The following is an 18,028-nucleotide window of genomic DNA, read 5'->3' on the forward strand; positions in this document are numbered from 1 at the left end:
TGCGAGGTTGATCGCCCCGTGCGCCGCTAGAACCGCGCACCACTCGAACAACCTCGCACCACGCTGAGCCGACCGCCCGGCCGGCGTCAGCGGCCGAGCGCGTCGATCCGGGACACCTCGTCCGTGCTCAGCTCGATCAGCGCACCGGCAGCGTTCGACCGGATGCGCTCCGGGTTCGACGACTTCGGGATGACCACGAAGCCGTGTGCGACGTGCCACGCGACGATGACCTGCGCGCTGTCGGCATCGTGCGCCTCCGCGATCTCCACCAGGGTCGGGTCCTGCAGGTTGCTCGCCTTGAACGGGCTGTAGCCCTCGAGGACGACCCCGCGCTCGGACAAGCCAGCGGCGATCGACGCGTCGTACTCGACCGGGCTCCACTTGATCTGGTTCACCGCGGGCGTCGCTCCGGTCGCGCTGACGAGCTCGTCGATCTGCGCGAGCGAGTAGTTGCTCACGCCCACGGCCGTCGTCAGCCCGTCGGCCTGCGCCTGCACGACCTGCTCCCAGACGTCGGGGCGGGCTTCACCGTTCGGCGGCCAGTGCACGAGCCACAGGTCCAGGTGGTCGAGCCCGAGCTGGTCGAGGCTCTCCTCGATGGTCTCGCGGACGCGGTCGGCGCGCTCCGGCGGGAGCTTCGTCGTGATGAACAGGGAGTCGCGGTCGAGCCCGGAGGCGGCGATCGCCTTGCCGACGCCGCGCTGGTTGCGGTAGCCGGTGGCGGTGTCGATATGCCGGTAGCCGGCCTCGAGCGCGGCGCCCACTGCTGCGGGAGCGTCGGCGTCGGGGATCTGCCAGGTGCCGAAGCCGAGGAGCGGCATCGATCCACCCGTGACGGGAACGGCGGGGTTCGCGTAATCGGTCATCCACCGTGTCTACGCCCGGGTTTGTCGGCGCCTCACGGGAAGATCGTGGCGGCTCGATCGAGTCCGCACCGCCCGCAGCACCAGGAGTCCCGCCCCGCATGACGTCCCGCCGACGCCGCTCACGCACCACCGTCGCTTCCGTCCTCGTCGCCCTCGGGGTCGCGCTCGCGGTGGCCCTGCTCCACGTCGCGGGTGTGATCCCTTCCGCGGGTGGCCCGGACGCGGACGCCGCACCGACGGCAGGTGCCGGCACCACGATCTCGACCTCGCCGGCCGGAGGCACGACGACCGCAACGGACGTGCCGGGGGCGAGCGGCGCCTCCCGTCCGGCTCCCGCGGATGCAGCAGCCGGCGCGTCGGCGCGCGCCCAGCTGGCCGCGCTTCCCGTGAAGGGCAAGGCGCCCGCGACCGGCTACGACCGCGTCGGCGACTTCGGCCCCGCGTGGCTCGACGTCGACCACAACGGCTGTGACACCCGGAACGACGTGCTCGCCCGCGACCTGTCCGCGATCACCCGGCAGGGCCCGTGCAAGGTCGTGACGGGCACGCTCGTCTCCCCCTACACCGGTGCGAGGATCGCCTTCGTTCGCGGCAACAGCACCTCCACGCTCGTGCAGATCGACCACGTGGTCGCCCTCGAGAACGCCTGGGTCACCGGAGCCCAGCAGTTGACGGTGACCCAGCGCGAGGCCCTGGCCAACGACCCCGAGAACCTGTTCGCCGTCGACGGCCGCTCCAACTCGCAGAAGGGCTCCGGCGACGCTGCGACCTGGCTCCCCGCGAACACCGCGTTCCGCTGCACCTACGTCGAGCACCAGGTCGCCGTGAAGGCGAAGTACCACCTGTGGGTCGCACCCGCCGAGCGGGACGCGATGGAGCGGGTCCTCAGTCGCTGCTGACCGCCGGACGGGAGGCACGGTGCACCTCCGCCCCGCTGGCGCGGCGGGATCGCGTCAGACGTTGCGCAGACGGTCAGGACCCGAGGGCGCCCATCGCGGTCGCCCACCAGTAGCCGAGCAGGGCGCCTGCCGGCACCGCGAGCACGGCCTCGGGCGGCGTGGCCTGCGATCAGCGGGGGTCGACCAGGTCGATGAAGCGGGACAGCAGGGACAGGCCCGCGATCGACGGCGGCAACCCCGTGGTGAGCGCCGGCGAGTACACGACGTACGCAGCCCACTTCGCCCGGGACAGCGCCACGTTCAACCGGTTCGGCATCAGCAGGAAGTCGAGCCCCCGCGGGATGTCCGCTGCGCTCGAGGCGGCCAGCGACGTGATCGACACCACGGCCTCCCGGCCCTGGAACAGATCGACCGTGCCGACCTGCGTGCCACGGAGACCCGCTCGGTCCAGGGCATCGCGGATCACCGCACCCTGCGCGTTGTAGGGCGCGACGACGATGACGTCCTCGTCGGTCAGCGTCCGGATGGTGCCACCGTCGGTCCAGCTCCGGCCGACGACGTCCTGCACGAGCTCGACAACGCGCGCGGCTTCCTCCACCGAGGAGGTCGTGGTGCCGACGTGCGCGACCGGCACGGGGTGGACGCCGGGCTCGAGACCGGCGAGGTGCCGCCCGCTCACGATCGACGACAGCTGCCCGTTGTACGACAGGTCGGACACCGAGGCCGTCAGTGCAGGATCCATCCGGCGGGTGTGCGCGAGGAAGTAGCCGAACTGTGGCGGCAGCACGTGCTCCCCGTCCGCGAGCCACCCGAGCGCCGACTCGTCGACCGGCTCCGGGTGCGACCCCTGCGAGACCTGCGGCAGCTGCTGCGGGTCGCCGAGGAGCAGCAGGCGCGTCGCAGCGATCGCGGACGCGATGGTCGGCGCGAGGGAGAACTGCCCGGCCTCGTCGACGACGAGCAGGTCGAGGGAACGGCGGGCGATCGTGCCCTCGTTCGCGAACGTCCACGCCGTCCCGCCGACGACTCCCCCGGTGCCGGACGCCTTGCAGGACGACAGGAACGCTGCAGTTGCCGCGCCGTTCTTCACGGGCGTCCACTGCGCCGCCTCGAATTCGTCCTCGGAGGCTCCCGACTTGGGCACCTTCACCACCCGATCGGCGGGGACCCCGGCCGCGATCACGGCGTCGAGGAAGTTCTCCGCGGTCGCATGGGACTGGCCGACGACCCCGACACGCCAGCCGTACTCGCGCACCAGTCGCGCGACGACGTTCGACCCGACGTACGTCTTGCCCGTGCCGGGAGGCCCCTGGATCGCCAGGTACGAATGGTCGAGCCCGAGCAGCGTCGCGACCACGGCCGACACCGTGTCGTCACCCTGCACGGGCGCGATCGTCCCGCGCGGCGGCACCCGGCGCAGCAGGTCGAGCGCAGGATCCCCGAGCATGTCCGGGAGCTCGTCGAGCACGGCCCGCCCCCACTCGGCGATCGCCTCGGGCTGCGGCTTGGCGCGCGGCGGAGCGGAGGGCGCGAGCGCGACCGGGAAGTCGTGGTGGGGTTCCCCGCCGACCGGCAGGCGTTCGAGCAACCGGACCTCGGTCGTGTCGCCGTTGTCCCACACGTCGAGCACCGACACCCGATCCGTCGCACCCTTCGATCCCGGGCCCGGAGCGGTGACCGACGGCGGAAGCGGGTCGTCGTAGACGAGGTGGGGCGTGCCTCCCGGCCGGAGCCGCGAGCCGGGCGCGAGCGTTCCCGACAACCGGAGCTCTCGTGATTGTGAGCGGGCACGCGGCAGCGTGTCCCAGTCGCGCTCGACCGACGCCCGCTCGACGACGAACACATCGCGGGTGTCCGCCCAGTCGTCGACGGGGTTCCAGAGGCGGTCGAAGTGGTCCTGCCAGAAGGTCTTGGCCTCGCGTCGGTGGTAGTCGATCGCGGCTGCGGCGAGCGCGAGCGCCGTCTGGTCCGGCGTGCGGCCGAGCGCGTCGACGCCGTCCAGGTGCGCGGCGAGCGCGGTAGAGACGGGGTTCGGCTCCCGCTCGACCGGCAGGGGTGGCAGGTCCAACTCGGCCGGCTCGTCGGTCGCTGCCGAGGGCGTCCGGAGCGACAGCAGCCAGTCCCGCAACCGCAGCGTCGAGCGGCAGTCGTACGCGTTGTAGTCGGCAACCTCGTCGAGCATCCGCTGCCCCTCCGCCGCGTCCCCGGTGCGGAGTTCGTCGATCGCCTCGACGTACGCGGTGATGCTGTCGGCGGCATTCGTGACGTCGCTCAGGCGGAGGTCCTCGCCCATGTAGAGCGGTTCGAGCTTCTTGATCGAGTAGCTGTGGCTGCCGACGACCAGGGCCTTGCGGACGATCGGGTACAGGTCGACCAGGACACCGGCGCGGAGCAGGTCGTCCACGGCCTCTTCGCCGACGCCGTGCCGGGCGGCGAGGGACAGCAGGTGTGTCCGCTCGTACGCGGCGTAGTGGTAGATGTGCATGCCCGGGAACTGCTCGCGCCGGGCCGCGATGAAGGCCAGGAACCCCTCGAGCGCCGTCCGTTCGTCGCGGATCGTGTGCGCCCAGAAGGCGGTGAACTCGGCGCGGTCGTCGACGAGACCGAACAAGTAGTCGAGCCCCCAGTGCACGCCGTCCTCGGTGTGGAGCGGGTCGCCTTCGAAGTCGAAGAAGACGTCGCCCGGGTCCGGCGCCGGGATCGCGTCGAGCGCGCGCGGGTCGAGGACCTCGAAGCGCGGCGTGGTCAGGTGGGGCGCCGCCGCCGGGTCGATCGCGGCCGCTGGGTCGTCACGTCGGGCGCGTTCCGTCGCGGCGTTCGCCGCCTCCTCCGTCGCGATCTGGAGGCTCGCCTGGCGCACCAGCCGATCCTGCGTCGCGCGCGACAAGCCGGGTACGGCTGTGGTCCGGCCCGCCAGGTCGTCGATCGTCCGCACCCCCTGCCGGATCAGCTTCGTCCGCTGGTCCAGGCGCATCCCGGCGACGAGGACCAGGTCGCGGTGCTGCTCCACCTGGGTCGTGCACACGTCGCATCGCCCGCAGCTGCTGTAGCGCGGGTCGCCCCACCGGAGCTCGTCGTCGGCAGCGATCCGCTCGCCGATGACCCGCTGCAGCTCGGCGCGCTGCGTCCGGTACACCGGGGCGATGTCGGCCAGCTCGTGCGTGGTCGTGGTGCGGTCGCCGAGCACCAGGTGGACCTGTGCTCCCGTCGGGATGCCGTGCGCCTGCATCTGCTCGGCGTACGCGGCGAGCTGCAGCAGGGCGCTGATCTTGGCGTGGCGGGCGAGCTTGGTGTCGTAGACCTCGTACTCGCCGCGGTCGTTGCGGATGATGAAGTCCGCGAAGCCGATGAAGCCGATGAAGCCGGGCTGCTCGGCCGACGGCGGCGCGTGGAACGTCGGCTGGTACAGGACGTCGGCACCGTTCCGCATCGCTGCGAGGGCCTGCTGCGCTGCCTCGGTGTACTGCGGCGGAGCCGGGCGGTCGAACTCGACGACATCGTGGGTCTGCTTGAGGATCTCGAGGTAGTCGAGTTCGTGCTGGTCCCCGAGCCGGGCGGTGCGCTCGAGCATGTCGTCGTGCGTGTCGGGCAGGGGTTCGCCGCGGCCGAGCTTGACGTCGAGGCGGCGGAGGAACGCCCACTCGCAGGACCCCCAGGTGCTCAGGTCACTGGGGCTGAGCAGCACGTGGCCGTCGGTGCTGATCTGCATGCCGTTCCCCCGTCTCGTTGGTGCCCTGCGAGCCTAGGGCCGCCCGGCGACAGAGCCTCCGCTCGATTGTGTGCGCCTGCCAGTGAGCGGCGCGCGCACACTATCCGCGCAGGCCCTCGTGGAGACAACTGCCGTCGATCAATCGTCATCCGTCCTCGAGCGGGAACCCACGATTCAGCGCGAATGCCCTCAGCGCCGCAGTGAACTCCACGTGCGTTCCAAGCGCACTTCGGACGTCCTGAGCCAAGAGTTCTTTTACCTCTCCCCGCGTCTCGCGCTCCCAATTCCGTAGCCGTACATCCAGGTCCTGTATTCTGCGCGCGCGCGAAATCAACAAGTCTTCCCGTTCCGCAAACTTCAATTGACGGAGCGTATTCTCACCTCGAGAACTATTGTTACACACAGTAGCGAGCGGCCCAGCCCATTTTAGGTGCTGATCAACTTCATCCTCATAAGGGTTCAAAAGACACATCTCCGGCGCATCCGACCAGTACGAGCCCTTGTTCGTGTTGCAACGGGTGCAACAGTACCCAAGGTTCCCCCAGGTCATATCCTGCGAAGGGAACTTACTCTTCGGGCGGATGTGTTCGACCGCGCCGTACGATACATCGTCCATTGCCGCTTCGCAATACATGCACTTTCCTTTGGCGTCCGCCCTCAAAACGCCTACGATCTCCGCTGCTCTCCACGGCGACTGCTTGGTTGCCCTCTGATACTCGCCGTTACTCGACTTCCGGATCTCGGCAAGAATCGCGGGTTCCTCGCTTCGCTCGATGGGGATCACCTGTTGCTCCTGTCCGCGATTGCGTCGATCGCAGCGGGGAATTGGCTCGACAGCCCGATTTCCGACAAACGTGCTTGGACTCGACGAAGATCATCCACTGTTGGGTCGGGTGGCAAGTCCGCAACGGCCTCGCGGATTCCGTTCTCGACCCACAGAGCCATGGGCGAGCTCAGGCCCAAAACATTGGTCAACGTTTCATCTGTGGAAGCTGCCGAATTTACTGACTGAAGTCTCCTCGATGAGACTGTGCCGTCCGATCCTCGTTCCAGGGCGTACACCGCGGCGTCTGCGACGGCTGTGACGACGAATGGACTGTGTGTCGCCAAGATAAACCGGACATTCGGGAAAGCTTCCAGGAGCGCCGGCACAATCGATCGCTGCAGCTCTGGATGCAAGTGATTCTCCGGCTCGTCGATGCAGACCGTAAACGCTTCGACTCGACGACTGCGGAGGTATATTTGCCACGAAAGCTCCAACATTGCACTGAGGCCACCAGAAGCCGCCTCGAGTGGGAACCTGCCTCGAGAAGTACATACGAGCAACTCGCCATCGGTGACCAACAGATTCTCGAATTCGAGGTCCGCAGGCAAGAGCCGTGCAAGTACTTCCTGAAACCCCTCCCAAACGACTCTCGCCTCTTCGCTCGCGACGACCGCCTTATTCCCATATCCATATGTCGCAGCGCTAACAAGGCCCTCCTTCATCCGATAGAGAGGCGGGAAGTTTGACATTCCCCCGTTATAGCGCGTCTGAACTTCCGCCGCGAACTCCTGGAGTAGCGCTTCCGCCTCCGAGAATCTCACAGGCATGTGCTGCAGGGGCTGGTACCCACTGACAGTCCGATGCGAGGAAATGAAAATACCGGCTACGTCCTGCCGCCCGATTACAGTAACCGAGGCCTGTTGCACCCCCTCTGCCCATAGAGGATCCTGAGTGACGGCCGCCCGCACTCCGTTGCTGTAAGTAAGATGACCGACGTGCGTAGGGTTTGTGGATTCTTCGACACCGCGCCTACTCGCGACAAATTGTGAATTCCAACTAAAGTGAGGCGCAAGAAGGTTTAACAGGGTAGTTTTACCAGCGGCGTTTACACCGGTGAGAACGGTCAAGCGAGCGTGAAACTCGATATCGATGGCGGCAAACTGTCGCCAGTTCTCGACGGTCAGGCGATTGAATGTTGTATGGTCGGCCCACAAGCCTCGAGACATCGCGGCGTTGAGCTCTTGCATTTCGATCCACTCGGAGGCGGCCGCCCCTTCGAAGTCGACGCGCTGACCTGCCTGCTGAGCGAGCGCTCGGCGCCCACGGTCCGTGAGCAAGACGTTGTAGCCAGCCATGCGTTCGATGAACCGCAGGGTTTCGAGTAGATCGAGGCCTTGGTACAAGCCCGCTCTCAACTCTGCGCTCTGTTGCCAATCGTCCCGACCGCCGTGCGCCATGGTCATCAAAACCTCCGGCGGCACGGGGCTTACATAACGCTCTGACGCGTGGAGTAGGTCGCTGGCGAGTTTCAGTACCGCATCAAGGTCCATGATGGGACTCTAGCGACACCGATCCGCCTCCGGTCTTTATACAGCTTAGAGAACGCGGTCGGTTCGGTTCGTGTTACGCGGCATGAGATCGGACAGTAACGTGCGTAAGCCGGTTCTCGGTCGTGACCGTCACGGTTAGATGACTACAGCGGCTTAGTGGACGTCTGCGCCGCAGACGGAAGAGAACTACTCGCCTCTCCGCCCAGGTCCACCGCCACGAACCGTGGCCCCTCGTACCCATCCCGCGACACGTGGGCCGTGAAGTCCGCCAGCGACCGCACCCAGTGCCCTCGCTCCCCGTACAGCGCCTGGTACACGACCACCGGCTCCTCGGTCTCGACGTCCCGCGCCACGAGCAGCACCTCGTACTCCCCGCCCTTGAAGTGTCGGTAGCGGCCTGGCTTCACGGAGTCGTCCATCCTCCAGATCGTAGAGCGAGCCCCGACCGAGCAAGGAACGACCACAGATGCCAAAGCAGGCCGGCACTCCCGTCACACGAGGTCACCTTCCCCACGCACGAACCTCCGCGCCGTACCGTCCCACCATGACCGTGCTCCTGGCCGTCGCCGCCCTCGCCGCGGTCCTCGCCCTCGCCACCGTGCTCGGCCTCGTCCTACGAGCCCGCACCGGCCGCGCCCATCACCGGAACGCGGCACGGCCCGACCAGACCGTCGCCGACATCGCCCCGCCCGAGGCGTTCGGCCCCCGCGCCACCCTCGTCCAGTTCTCGACACCGACCTGCGCCCGCTGCCCAGCCACCCGCCGCCAGCTCGATGTCCTCGCGACGCAGCACCCGGGCGTCGCTCGCCTCGAGATCGACCTCGCGGACCGACCCGACCTCGCAGCGCGCTTCAACGTCCTCCAGACCCCCACGGTCCTCCTGGTCGACGCCGACCACGCGATCCGCACCCGCTTCGGAGGCCCACCCCGCCCACCAGAGCTCGCCGCCGCCCTCGCCACCGTCCTCACCCAGGAGTCCCGATGACCACCCCACAGCACGCCCCACAGACCGCCGACTCCGGCATCGCCAACGGCATCGACCCCCGCTCCCCGCGCTTCGGCGCGGCCATCACCACGGTCCTCCTCGCCGTGACGATCGTCCTCACGCTCGTCCCCGCTACATACGTCGCCGGCCTCGTCCTCCTCACCCTGATCGTCGCCCTGTTCGCGATCGGAGGCCTCGCCGGCATCCGCCGCCACCCCTACGGCGCGCTCTTCCGCCGCTTCGTCCGCCCACGCCTGGCCCCGCCCACCGAACTCGAAGCCCCGGAACCCCCGACCTTCGCCCAACAGGTCGGCCTGTTCGTCACCGCCGTCGCGCTCCTCCTCGCCCTGCTCGGCGTCCCGTACGCCGCTCCGATCGGGGCCGCCGTCGCCCTGGTCGCCGCGTTCCTCAACGCCGTCTTCGACGTCTGCATCGGCTGCATCCTCTACGTGTGGCTGGTCCGCGCAGGCGTCTTCCGGCAGCGGCGCACCACCGCCTGACGGCTGCAGCCCGACAAGACGGCGGACCGGCCTGGAGGCACGCTTCACCTCCGCAACGCCGCCCGCGTCACGACGTGGTCGCCTCGCCCTCCTAGAGTCGTGAGGACGACTCCGCACCAGGTCGTCGCGCCGAACGCCGGGAGGCCCAATGGACCAGCACACTCGGACCGACCGAGGCCTCGACCGCCTCGTGAACTTCTCGGACGCCACCGTCGCGATCGCCATCACCCTGCTGGTCCTGCCGCTCGTCGACCTCGCCGCGAGCTTCAAGCACGGCCAGGGAGCGAGCGACCTGCTCCGAGCGCACTGGCCGGCGCTCGTCGCGTTCGTGGTCACCTTCTGGGTGATCTCGCGCTTCTGGACCCTGCACCACCAGGTGTTCGAGCACGTCCGCTCGTACAACGTCCGCGTGATGCAGTACAACTTCCTGTGGCTGCTGAGCATCGTGTTCCTGCCGTTCGCCGCGAACCTGCTCAACAGCGACGTCGACAACGACCGGGTGGCGCACGCGCTCTACATCGGCACCATGGTGGTCACGAGCCTCGCCCTCACTGCCATCGAGTTCGAGCTGCGACGTTCGCCGGAACTCATGTCGTCCCCACTCGTCGACCCCCACCGAGGTCTCGTCTCCTCCGGCATCCTGGCGCTCGCGCTCGTCCTGTCCGTCGTGTTCCCGAGCATCGGCCTGTACTGGGTGCTCCTGCTCCTGCTGCAGGGCGTGATCACGCGCCTGCTCGGTCGGCGCGGGCGGTAGCCGTCCTGTGCCGCACGGCGACGGAGGCTCCCCCCATCGAAGCCTCCGGCGCCGCGCATGCCCCTCGCTCAGACGGCTGGCATCGCGTGCTCAAGCGCCTGCTCACTCAGGGCCACGAGGTCGTCCTCGCGGAGTTCCGGCCAGCCGTGCAGCAGCGACCGCCACTCCACGGGGAGCGCCGACGCTCCGTACAGCGCCCCCGCGAGGCCCCCGGCGATCGCGGCGACGGTGTCGGTGTCGTTGCCAGAGCGGACCGCTCGGACCAGGGCATCCTCGAGCGAAGAGCTCCGACGCACCGCCGCGTACGCCGCCTGGAACGCGGACACCACCCACCCGTTCGAGTTCGTGAAGTCCACCGGTTCGGAGTGCTCGGCCGTCACGATCCGGTCCACCCACACGCGGCGCCGTTCGAGGTCGAGCAGGTCGAGCCCGCGCATCAGGTCGAGCTCGCCGTGCAGCACCGCGTGCCGGATCGCCACGCACCACAGCACGCACGCGTCCCCCGCGTCCGCCTCGTAGTGCGTCAGGTCACTGATCGCGCGCGCGGCGGCCGCCAACCGGACCTCTTCGTCAGCCGCTCCCGTCAGGTAGCCGAGCACCAACGGGGCGGTCCGCATGAGCGACCCGTTCCCCGCGGAGCGGCCCTTCGAGTCGTGTTCGCGCCGGGCCGCAGTCCGCGCGTGGGAGGCGGTGCGCGCCTCCAGGCCGGAGAGCACGCTGCGCGTCTGGATGCCGACGTCCGGCGCGTTGACCGACCACGCTGCCCAGGCGGCCACCAGGCCGTCGAGCGCTTCCGTCGAGGCGGGGTCGACGCCGCTGGCCACCAGGCGGAGGATCGGGACGGCCATGCTCGTGTCGTCGGTCCACTCCCCCGGCGCCCACTCGAACGTGCCGCCGCCGGCCATCCGGATCGGCATCGGCTCGGGGACGGGCGGCCCGAACTCGTACCCAGCGCCGAGCGCATCGCCAGCAGCCGAACCGAGGACGGCACCGATCGCGCGGTCGCGGATGTCGAGGTTGGTCATGGGGACCTCCGATGGTTTGCGCAGGATTGCGTAAACCCCAGCCTGCACCACTCCCTCAATTTGCGCAAGTGTGCGTAAACTCGGAGCCGTGACCGACGAGTACCGCGATGCGAGCGGCAAGCGACTGGCGGACTACCCGCGCCCCTCGGTCGCGGTGGACGCTGCTGTGCTGACCGTTCCCGCTGGCGGGCCGCTGTCCGTCGTGCAGGTGCGGGATCCTGCCGAGGGTGACTGGCGGCTCCCGGGCACGTTCGTGCACGAGGGTGAACGGCTGGCGGACGCGGTGCTGCGAGGCCTCCGCGACAAGGCCGGGGTGAGCGGGTTGGCACCGCAGCAGTTGCACGTGTTCGACGACCCGTCTCGTGACGATCGCGGGTGGGTGCTGTCGGTGGCGCACCTCGACGTGGTGCCGGCCGCTGCCCTGGTGCTCGATGATGAGCGCGCTCGGCTCGTGCCGATCCACCAAGCGCGCGCGATGGCGCACGGGCACGACGAGATTCTCGACTTCGCGGTCGAGCGGTTGCGGGCGGCGTACACCGAAGCGCCGGACCCGCACGGGCTGCTCGCGGAGCCGTTCACGATGTCGGAGTTGCGGCGGGTGCACGAAGCTGTGCGGGGCACCGGGCTGCTGCCGGACACGTTCCGTCGGGCGATGCTGCCGCAGCTCGTGGCGACGGAGGCGAAGCGGGTGGAGGGGCCGGGGAAGCCTGCGACGCGGTTTCGGCGACGGACCGCCTGAGATCAGGCTCTTCAACGCCCGCTGTTTGAGGTGGCAGGTGACTACTCCACAGCGCCTCTCGGTCAATCTGTTGTCCACAGGATCGGCCTCCGGTGAAACGTTGGAAAAGTCCGCCGGGCGATCATCGCGACGATGGAACAATGGGGGAACTCCCGCAGGAGGACCGCGACTGGCTGCTCTTCACCGAGGAGCAGCCCGTCGTCGAGGTCCACCCGAAACGCGACCGGGTCGCGAAGCCGTACAAGGGGCGGTTCTGGAGCGCACGGCAGTTCGTCATGCACACCCTCGCCGACTCGCAGAGTGAGTCGCAGCGCAAGAAGGTGCTGCAGTTCGTGGAGTCCGGCCCGTGCACGCTCTGCCACGGCACCGGGCTGACCCGCGCGGCACTGGCGGTGACGTTCGGCGGCCTGACCATCGCCGAGCTCAACGCGTTGCCGCTCTCCGCCCTGACCGACGTGTTGCGCCCCGTCGCTGCGCTGACCGATGCTGGCCCGGCGACCTCCCGAGCGAGCTCCGGCGAACGCACCGAGGTCGCCGTCGCCATCGCGAAGGACCTGCTCAGCCGCGTCGAGGTCCTCACCGGCCTCGGCCTCGGCTACCTCAGCCTCGACCGCGCGACCCCCACGCTCTCCCCCGGCGAGATGCAGCGCCTCCGCATCGCGACACAGCTCCGCTCGGGCCTGTTCGGCGTCGTCTACGTCCTCGACGAGCCGAGCGCGGGCCTCCACCCCGCCGACGCCGAACCACTGATGGAGGTCCTCGAGGACCTCCGAGCCAGCGGCAACAGCGTCTTCGTCGTCGAACACGACATGAGCATCGTCCGCCGCGCCGACTGGATCGTCGACGTCGGCCCGGGCGCCGGGTCCGGCGGCGGCACCGTGCTCTACAGCGGCCCGGTGGCGGGACTCGACGACGTGGACGCGTCCGTCACGCGCCGGTACCTCCGCCCCGGAACCGCCGGCCTGGAGGCACGCCCCACCCGGTCCGCGACCGGCACCTTGAAACTGCGGAACGTCACACAGCACAACCTGCAGGGGCTCGACCTCGACCTGCCGCTCGGCGTCCTCACCGCGATCACCGGCGTCTCCGGATCGGGCAAGTCGTCGCTCGTCGGCGGCGTCCTGCCTGCCGTCGCCACGGAACACCCGATGATCAGCCGCGTGGTCGAGGTCGACCAAAAGCCCATCGGTCGGACGCCCCGCTCGAACCTCGCGACCTACACAGGCCTGTTCGACGCCGTGCGGCAGGCCTTCGCCAGCACCAGCGACGCCCGGGAGCGTGGCTGGACCGCCGGCCGGTTCTCGTTCAACGTCGTCGGCGGCCGGTGCGAGGTGTGCCAGGGCGAGGGCTCGGTGTCCGTCGAGCTGCTGTTCCTGCCGGGGAGCTGGGCCCCGTGCCCGGAGTGCCACGGCTCCCGGTACAACGACGAGACGCTCGAGGTCCGGTGGAACGGATCCACGATCGCGGACGTCCTCGGCATGACCGTCGACGACGCGGCCGCCGCCCTCGCCGAGCTGCCCGCCGCGGCCCGTGCCCTCGAGGCCCTGCGCCAGGTCGGCCTCGGCTACCTGCGACTCGGGCAGCCCGCCCCGGAGCTCTCCGGTGGCGAGGCCCAGCGCATCAAGCTCGCGACCGAACTCCAGCGCGCACGGTCCGGGCACACGCTGTACCTGCTCGACGAGCCGACCACGGGCCTGCACCCCGCCGACGTCGAACTCCTCACGGAACAGCTCTCGCAGCTGACCGATGCGGGCAACACCGTCGTCGTGGTGGAGCACGCGATGTCGGTCGTCGCCGCTGCCGACCACGTGATCGACATGGGGCCGTCGGGGGGCGATGACGGCGGACAGGTCGTGGCTGCCGGCACCCCTTCCGAGGTCGCCGCGTCCCCGAGGAGCCGCACCGCCCCGTACCTCCGCGCCGAGCTCGGGCTCGAAAGCCAGCTCGGACCCTGACCCGAGCTCGGCCTGAGAGCCGAGCCGAGCCCCAGCCCGAGGGCCGGGCCACGGCGCAGACCCGGGGACCGGTCCGTCCGGCATCCTCCGATCGGAGGATGCCAGTCCACCGACCCCGCCGATCCCCCGGTCGCCGGGAGCGGGGATGCTGGGCGCATGCCCGACACGCCCGCCATCGAGGTCCAGCACCTCACGAAGCAGTACCCGACCGGCAAGGTCGCCGTCGACGACGTCTCGTTCTCGATCGCGCCCGGCGAGACCTTCGCCCTCCTCGGCCCGAACGGCGCCGGCAAGTCCACCACCGTCGAGATCCTCGAGGGCTACCGCACCCGCACGACCGGTGACGTCCGCGTGCTCGACCACGATCCGGCCCGCACGAGCCGCAGCCACAACGCCCGGATCGGCATCGTCCTGCAGACCAGCGGCGAGTCCCCCAACGTCACGGTCGCCGAGCAGCTGCACCACTTCGCGACGCTCTACCCGAGGCACCGCAGCGTCGAGGAGCTCCTCGACAAGATCGGCCTCGAGTCGCAGCGGAACACGCGCATCAGCCGACTGTCCGGCGGGCAGCGCCGACGCGTCGACGTGGCACTCGGCATCATCGGCCGCCCCGCGGTCCTGTTCCTCGACGAACCGACGACCGGCTTCGACCCCGAGGCCCGCCGGCGCTTCTGGGACCTGGTCAACGAGGTCAAGGCCGAGGGCACCACGATCCTCCTCACGACGCACTACCTCGACGAGGCCGCGCACCTCGCCGACCGTGCCGCGGTCATCGCCGACGGGAAGCTGCTCGACATCGCGCCGATCGACGAGATCGGCGGCACCGAGGCCCGGACGCCCCGTGTGACCTGGCGGGATGCCTCCGGCGAACCCCACGAGGTGCGCACCACGGACCCGCACGGACTGATCCAGCGCACCCCCGTCATGCACGACCTCGAAGTCATCCGGCCGTCCCTCGAGGACGTCTACCTCGGAATGGTGGGACACCAGTGACCGACGCAGCAGCAACCAACCCGACCCCGGCGCGCAACCGCGCCACCGCAGCGACGCCCTCCCGCAGCGCGGCCGTGATCGGCGCACACCGCATCCGCTACGAGCTCCGCTCCTACTTCCGCGCTCCCGATGCAGTCTTCTTCACCTTCCTGTTCCCCATCGTGATGCTCGCGTTGTTCTCCGTGGCCTTCGCGAACGCCGCCGACATCCATGCCGGCCCGAACGTCAGCGTCGACTACGCGAACTACTACCTGCCCGGCCTGGTCGCCACGGGCATCCTGTTGTCCGGCACGCAGTCCCTCGGGGTCGACATCGCCGGCGAACGATCCGACGGCACCCTGAAGCGCCTCGGCGGCACGCCCCTGCCGGTCCTGAGCTACTTCATCGGCAAGATCGGCATGGTCCTGGTGACCACCGTGCTGCAGACCGCGATCCTGCTGGCCGTGGCGAGCCTCCTGTTCGGCGTCCCGCTCCCCACTGAGGCGAGCCGGTGGGGCACCTTCGCCGGGATCATGCTCCTCGGCATCGCGACCGCGAGTGTCCTGGGCATCGCGATCTCGGCGCTCCCCCGCGAGGGCCGTCGCGCCACGGCCACGATCGTCCCCATCGTCCTGGTCCTCCAGTTCATCTCCGGTGTCTACCTCCCCTTCACCCAGCTCCCCGACTGGCTGCAGAACGTCGCGTCCGCCTTCCCCCTCCGCTGGATGGCGTCGGGCATGCGGTCCGTCTTCCTGCCGGACGCGTTCGCGTCCGCCGAGCCGGGAGGCACGTGGCACCTCGGTCTCGGCGCCCTCGTCCTGACAGCATGGCTGGTCCTCGGCACCGTCGTGTGCCTCCTGACATTCCGGTGGAATCGCAAGGACGCGTGACCCGGCCTGTGGAAAACCGCTCCCGGATGCGGCTCGGATGGGATGCTGAGGGCATGCAGCAGGAACCCGTCACCGCCCGGACGAACGCGTGGCTGCACGCGTTCTTCGGCGGCACGGTCCTGCTCACCGGGGTGATCGCCGCAGTCGGCTGGTCCCCCTGGTCGACCCGGTGGCCCGCCTTCGTCACGCTGACGGTGTTCGCCCTCGCCTACGCCGCCTACGGGTGGCGCGGGTACGAGACTCCCCGCGCGGCCGTGGCGTTCCTGCCGCTCTTCGCCGTCGTCGGCTTCGTGCTCCCCGCGGTCGCGCCGGCCACCGCCTTCGTGCAGTGCATCCTGTTCCCGCTCGTCTGGTGCCAGACCGAGCGCGTCCGCAACGCGGTGCTGCTCTCCGGCGTCATCGGGCTCGCGAGCGGGATCGGCCTGCAGGTGAGCGGCGGTCCCGAGGCCCTCGTCGGCACGATCCTCATCGAGACCGTCAGTGTCGTGGGTGCCTGCGCGATGGGCATCTGGATGACGCGGCTCGCCCACCTGGCCGAGGAACGTCGTCGCCTGCTCGAGGAGCTCCGCGCCACGCAGGACTCCCTCGCCGAAGCCCACCGCACCGCCGGCGTCACGAGCGAGCGGGAGCGCCTGGCCCGTGAGATCCACGACACCGTCGCGCAGGACCTCGCCGGGATCGTCATGCTCACCGAACGCGCTCGTGGTGACCTCGCAGCGGCCCGCATCAACCAGCTCGACGAACGGCTCTCCGTCCTCGAGGACTCGGCCCGCTCCGCCCTCGAGGAATCTCGCACCCTCGTCGCCGCCGGCGCTTCCGGCACCACCGGCGACAGCCTGGCCGGAGCCCTGCACCGTCTCGCCGAGCGGCACACGCGCGAGACCGGCGTCCCCGTCGTCGTCGAGGCCAGCGAGTGCGCGTTGGATCGCGACGCGCAGGTGGTGCTGCTCCGCGTCGCCCAGGAGGCCCTCGCGAACGTCCGCGCGCACGCCCAGGCCGGCTCGGCGCACCTCCACCTCGTGGTGGACGCCGAGCAGGTCGTCCTGCGCATCACCGACGACGGGGTCGGCTTCGACACGACCGGTGCGTTCCCGGGGCACGGCCTCCGCGGGCTGCGCGACCGCCTCGCTCTGGCGGGTGGCACGTGCACGATCACGAGCGCGCCCGGCGAGGGCACCACGATCACCGTCGCCCTGCCGACGCCACCCTCCGACACCGTCGACGCGCACCCGTTGCCCGCGCGCGACGAGCAGCTCGCGACGCCGGTCCTCACCGGTGACACGGCGGTCACTGCCACGACCCCCGCGCCCCAGCCCGTGCAGGCGCCCCAGTGATCCGGGTCGTCGTCGCTGACGACCATCCCATTGTCCGCGCAGGCGTCGTCGCACTGCTGCAGGACGCCGACGACATCGAGGTCGTCGGCCAAGCTGTCGACGGCATGTCCGCGGTGGACACCGTCCTCGCGCAGCAGCCGGACGTCGTCCTGATGGACCTCCGCATGCCGGGGCTGCCCGGGGACCAGGCAACGGCTCGCATCCTCGCGACCGACCCCGGCATCCGCGTCCTGATCCTCACGACGTACGAGTCGGACGACCAGATCCTCGCAGCCATCGAGGCCGGAGCTACCGGCTACCTCCTCAAGGCCGCGCCCGAGTCCGAGATCCTGGCCGGCGTGCGAGCCACCGCCCGCGGAGAGACCGCCCTCGCTCCCTCAGCAGCTGCGGCACTCGTGCGTCGAGCATCCGGGTCATCCTCCGCCGGCCCGACCCTGACCCCGCGCGAACTCGAAGTCCTGCACCTCGTCGCACAGGGCAACTCGAACCCGGCCATCGGCCGATCCCTGTTCCTCAGCGAGACCACGGTGAAGACGCACCTCGGGCACGTGTTCGAGAAGCTCGGCGTGAACGACCGCACCCGGGCCGTCACCCGCGCCATGGAGCTCGGCCTTCTCCCCTAACAGCAAGTCACTCTCAACCGCGACCGGTCAAAGGCTCCGCAAACGCAGAAAACCCCCGACAGGTCACGGCCAGGGGCTCGGCAGATGCAGACAACCCCTGACCGCTACCGGCCAGGGGCTAAACGCAGAAAACCCCTGACCGGTCACGGTCAGGGGTTCCCTGGTGTTGCACGTTAAGTCCGGCGGCGTCCTACTCTCCCACAAGGTCCCCCTTGCAGTACCATCGGCGCTGAGAGGCTTAGCTTCCGGGTTCGGAATGTGACCGGGCGTTTCCCTCTCGCTATGACCACCGGAACACTCTCGACCCGATCCCGGATCAAAACTGTCCCGCCAGCACACCCCGGCACACACGAATGAGAGCCTGGGCGTGGCGAAGTATTCAATTCTGATTCCCGATCATATATCGGGAACCACAAAGTGGACGCGAGCCCCACACCCAAAAGGTGCGGGAAATAATTGTG

The 18,028-nt window shown here is 69.4% G+C and carries 15 protein-coding genes, 1 rRNA gene and 1 pseudogene; 10 read left to right on the forward strand and 7 right to left on the reverse strand.

The features are described 5' to 3' along the window. Window positions 1-86: 86 nt before the first annotated feature. Window positions 87-866 carry an aldo/keto reductase gene (locus tag J7E22_RS00195; protein WP_214977776.1) on the reverse strand — a complete coding sequence of 260 codons (780 nt, stop codon included), beginning with the start codon at window positions 864-866 and terminating at the stop codon, window positions 87-89. Window positions 867-964: 98 nt separating this feature from the next. On the opposite strand from J7E22_RS00195, the gene J7E22_RS00200 reads away from it, so the two are divergent. Beyond that, window positions 965-1,765 carry an HNH endonuclease family protein gene (locus J7E22_RS00200; RefSeq protein WP_214977779.1) on the forward strand — a complete coding sequence of 267 codons (801 nt, stop codon included), beginning with the start codon at window positions 965-967 and terminating at the stop codon, window positions 1,763-1,765. 169 nt (window positions 1,766-1,934) lie between these two features. Here the strand turns inward: J7E22_RS00200 and J7E22_RS00205 are convergent, their stop codons facing one another. The 4 genes from J7E22_RS00205 to J7E22_RS00220 all read right to left on the reverse strand — a co-directional run bounded on the left by J7E22_RS00205 (window position 1,935) and on the right by J7E22_RS00220 (window position 8,209). Continuing rightward, entirely contained in the window at window positions 1,935-5,474 is a 3,540-nt protein-coding gene (locus J7E22_RS00205) for a bifunctional RecB family nuclease/DEAD/DEAH box helicase (protein WP_214977780.1), read from the reverse strand. 145 nt (window positions 5,475-5,619) lie between these two features. Next, window positions 5,620-6,258 carry an HNH endonuclease gene (locus J7E22_RS00210; protein WP_214977782.1) on the reverse strand — a complete coding sequence of 213 codons (639 nt, stop codon included), beginning with the start codon at window positions 6,256-6,258 and terminating at the stop codon, window positions 5,620-5,622. Continuing rightward, window positions 6,255-7,790 carry an AAA family ATPase gene (locus J7E22_RS00215; protein ID WP_214977784.1) on the reverse strand — a complete coding sequence of 512 codons (1,536 nt, stop codon included), beginning with the start codon at window positions 7,788-7,790 and terminating at the stop codon, window positions 6,255-6,257. The genes J7E22_RS00210 and J7E22_RS00215 overlap by 4 nt, the downstream gene beginning before the upstream one ends. Before the next feature lie 143 nt (window positions 7,791-7,933). Continuing rightward, a complete protein-coding gene (locus J7E22_RS00220) occupies window positions 7,934-8,209 on the reverse strand; it encodes a DUF1653 domain-containing protein (RefSeq protein WP_251008519.1) in 276 nt (91 codons plus the stop codon). 125 nt (window positions 8,210-8,334) lie between these two features. Here J7E22_RS00220 and J7E22_RS00225 point away from each other — a divergent pair, with 125 nt between their 5' ends. From J7E22_RS00225 to J7E22_RS00235, 3 genes are all read left to right on the forward strand, one after another. Continuing rightward, the gene (locus J7E22_RS00225) at window positions 8,335-8,775 is read left to right on the forward strand and encodes a thioredoxin family protein (RefSeq protein WP_214977786.1); all 441 of its coding nucleotides are present in this window, start codon (window positions 8,335-8,337) and stop codon (window positions 8,773-8,775) included. Next, on the forward strand, window positions 8,772-9,275 hold the full coding sequence (locus J7E22_RS00230; protein WP_214977787.1) for a DUF4395 domain-containing protein: 504 nt from the start codon (window positions 8,772-8,774) through the stop codon (window positions 9,273-9,275). Before J7E22_RS00225 ends, J7E22_RS00230 begins: the two co-directional genes overlap by 4 nt. Before the next feature lie 148 nt (window positions 9,276-9,423). Then, window positions 9,424-10,029, forward strand: a complete 606-nt coding sequence (locus J7E22_RS00235; RefSeq protein WP_214977788.1) for a TMEM175 family protein — start codon at window positions 9,424-9,426, stop codon at window positions 10,027-10,029. Window positions 10,030-10,097: 68 nt separating this feature from the next. Here the strand turns inward: J7E22_RS00235 and J7E22_RS00240 are convergent, their stop codons facing one another. Then, on the reverse strand, window positions 10,098-11,054 hold the full coding sequence (locus tag J7E22_RS00240) for an ADP-ribosylglycohydrolase family protein (RefSeq protein ID WP_214977789.1): 957 nt from the start codon (window positions 11,052-11,054) through the stop codon (window positions 10,098-10,100). 88 nt (window positions 11,055-11,142) lie between these two features. Here J7E22_RS00240 and J7E22_RS00245 point away from each other — a divergent pair, with 88 nt between their 5' ends. The 6 genes and pseudogenes from J7E22_RS00245 to J7E22_RS00270 all read left to right on the forward strand — a co-directional run bounded on the left by J7E22_RS00245 (window position 11,143) and on the right by J7E22_RS00270 (window position 17,567). Next, window positions 11,143-11,793, forward strand: a complete 651-nt coding sequence (locus J7E22_RS00245) for an NUDIX domain-containing protein (protein WP_308159084.1) — start codon at window positions 11,143-11,145, stop codon at window positions 11,791-11,793. Between the two features lie 146 nt (window positions 11,794-11,939). Next, window positions 11,940-13,748 (forward strand): annotated as a pseudogene (locus tag J7E22_RS00250) (ATP-binding cassette domain-containing protein); the annotation flags it as partial. Window positions 13,749-13,904: 156 nt separating this feature from the next. After that, on the forward strand, window positions 13,905-14,741 hold the full coding sequence (locus J7E22_RS00255; protein WP_214977793.1) for an ABC transporter ATP-binding protein: 837 nt from the start codon (window positions 13,905-13,907) through the stop codon (window positions 14,739-14,741). Next, complete coding sequence (locus tag J7E22_RS00260) at window positions 14,738-15,610, forward strand: ABC transporter permease (protein ID WP_308159085.1); 873 nt, start codon at window positions 14,738-14,740, stop codon at window positions 15,608-15,610. The genes J7E22_RS00255 and J7E22_RS00260 overlap by 4 nt, the downstream gene beginning before the upstream one ends. Window positions 15,611-15,663: 53 nt before the next feature. Continuing rightward, a complete protein-coding gene (locus J7E22_RS18060; protein ID WP_214977795.1) occupies window positions 15,664-16,944 on the forward strand; it encodes a sensor histidine kinase in 1,281 nt (426 codons plus the stop codon). Continuing rightward, the gene (locus J7E22_RS00270) at window positions 16,941-17,567 is read left to right on the forward strand and encodes a response regulator transcription factor (RefSeq protein WP_214977797.1); all 627 of its coding nucleotides are present in this window, start codon (window positions 16,941-16,943) and stop codon (window positions 17,565-17,567) included. Before J7E22_RS18060 ends, J7E22_RS00270 begins: the two co-directional genes overlap by 4 nt. Before the next feature lie 177 nt (window positions 17,568-17,744). Here J7E22_RS00270 and rrf read toward each other — a convergent pair. Next, window positions 17,745-17,861 (reverse strand): 5S ribosomal RNA (gene rrf, locus J7E22_RS00275). Window positions 17,862-18,028: the final 167 nt, after the last annotated feature.

This window comes from Curtobacterium sp. ISL-83 (assembly GCF_018613895.1).
Lineage (GTDB): Bacteria > Actinomycetota > Actinomycetes > Actinomycetales > Microbacteriaceae > Curtobacterium.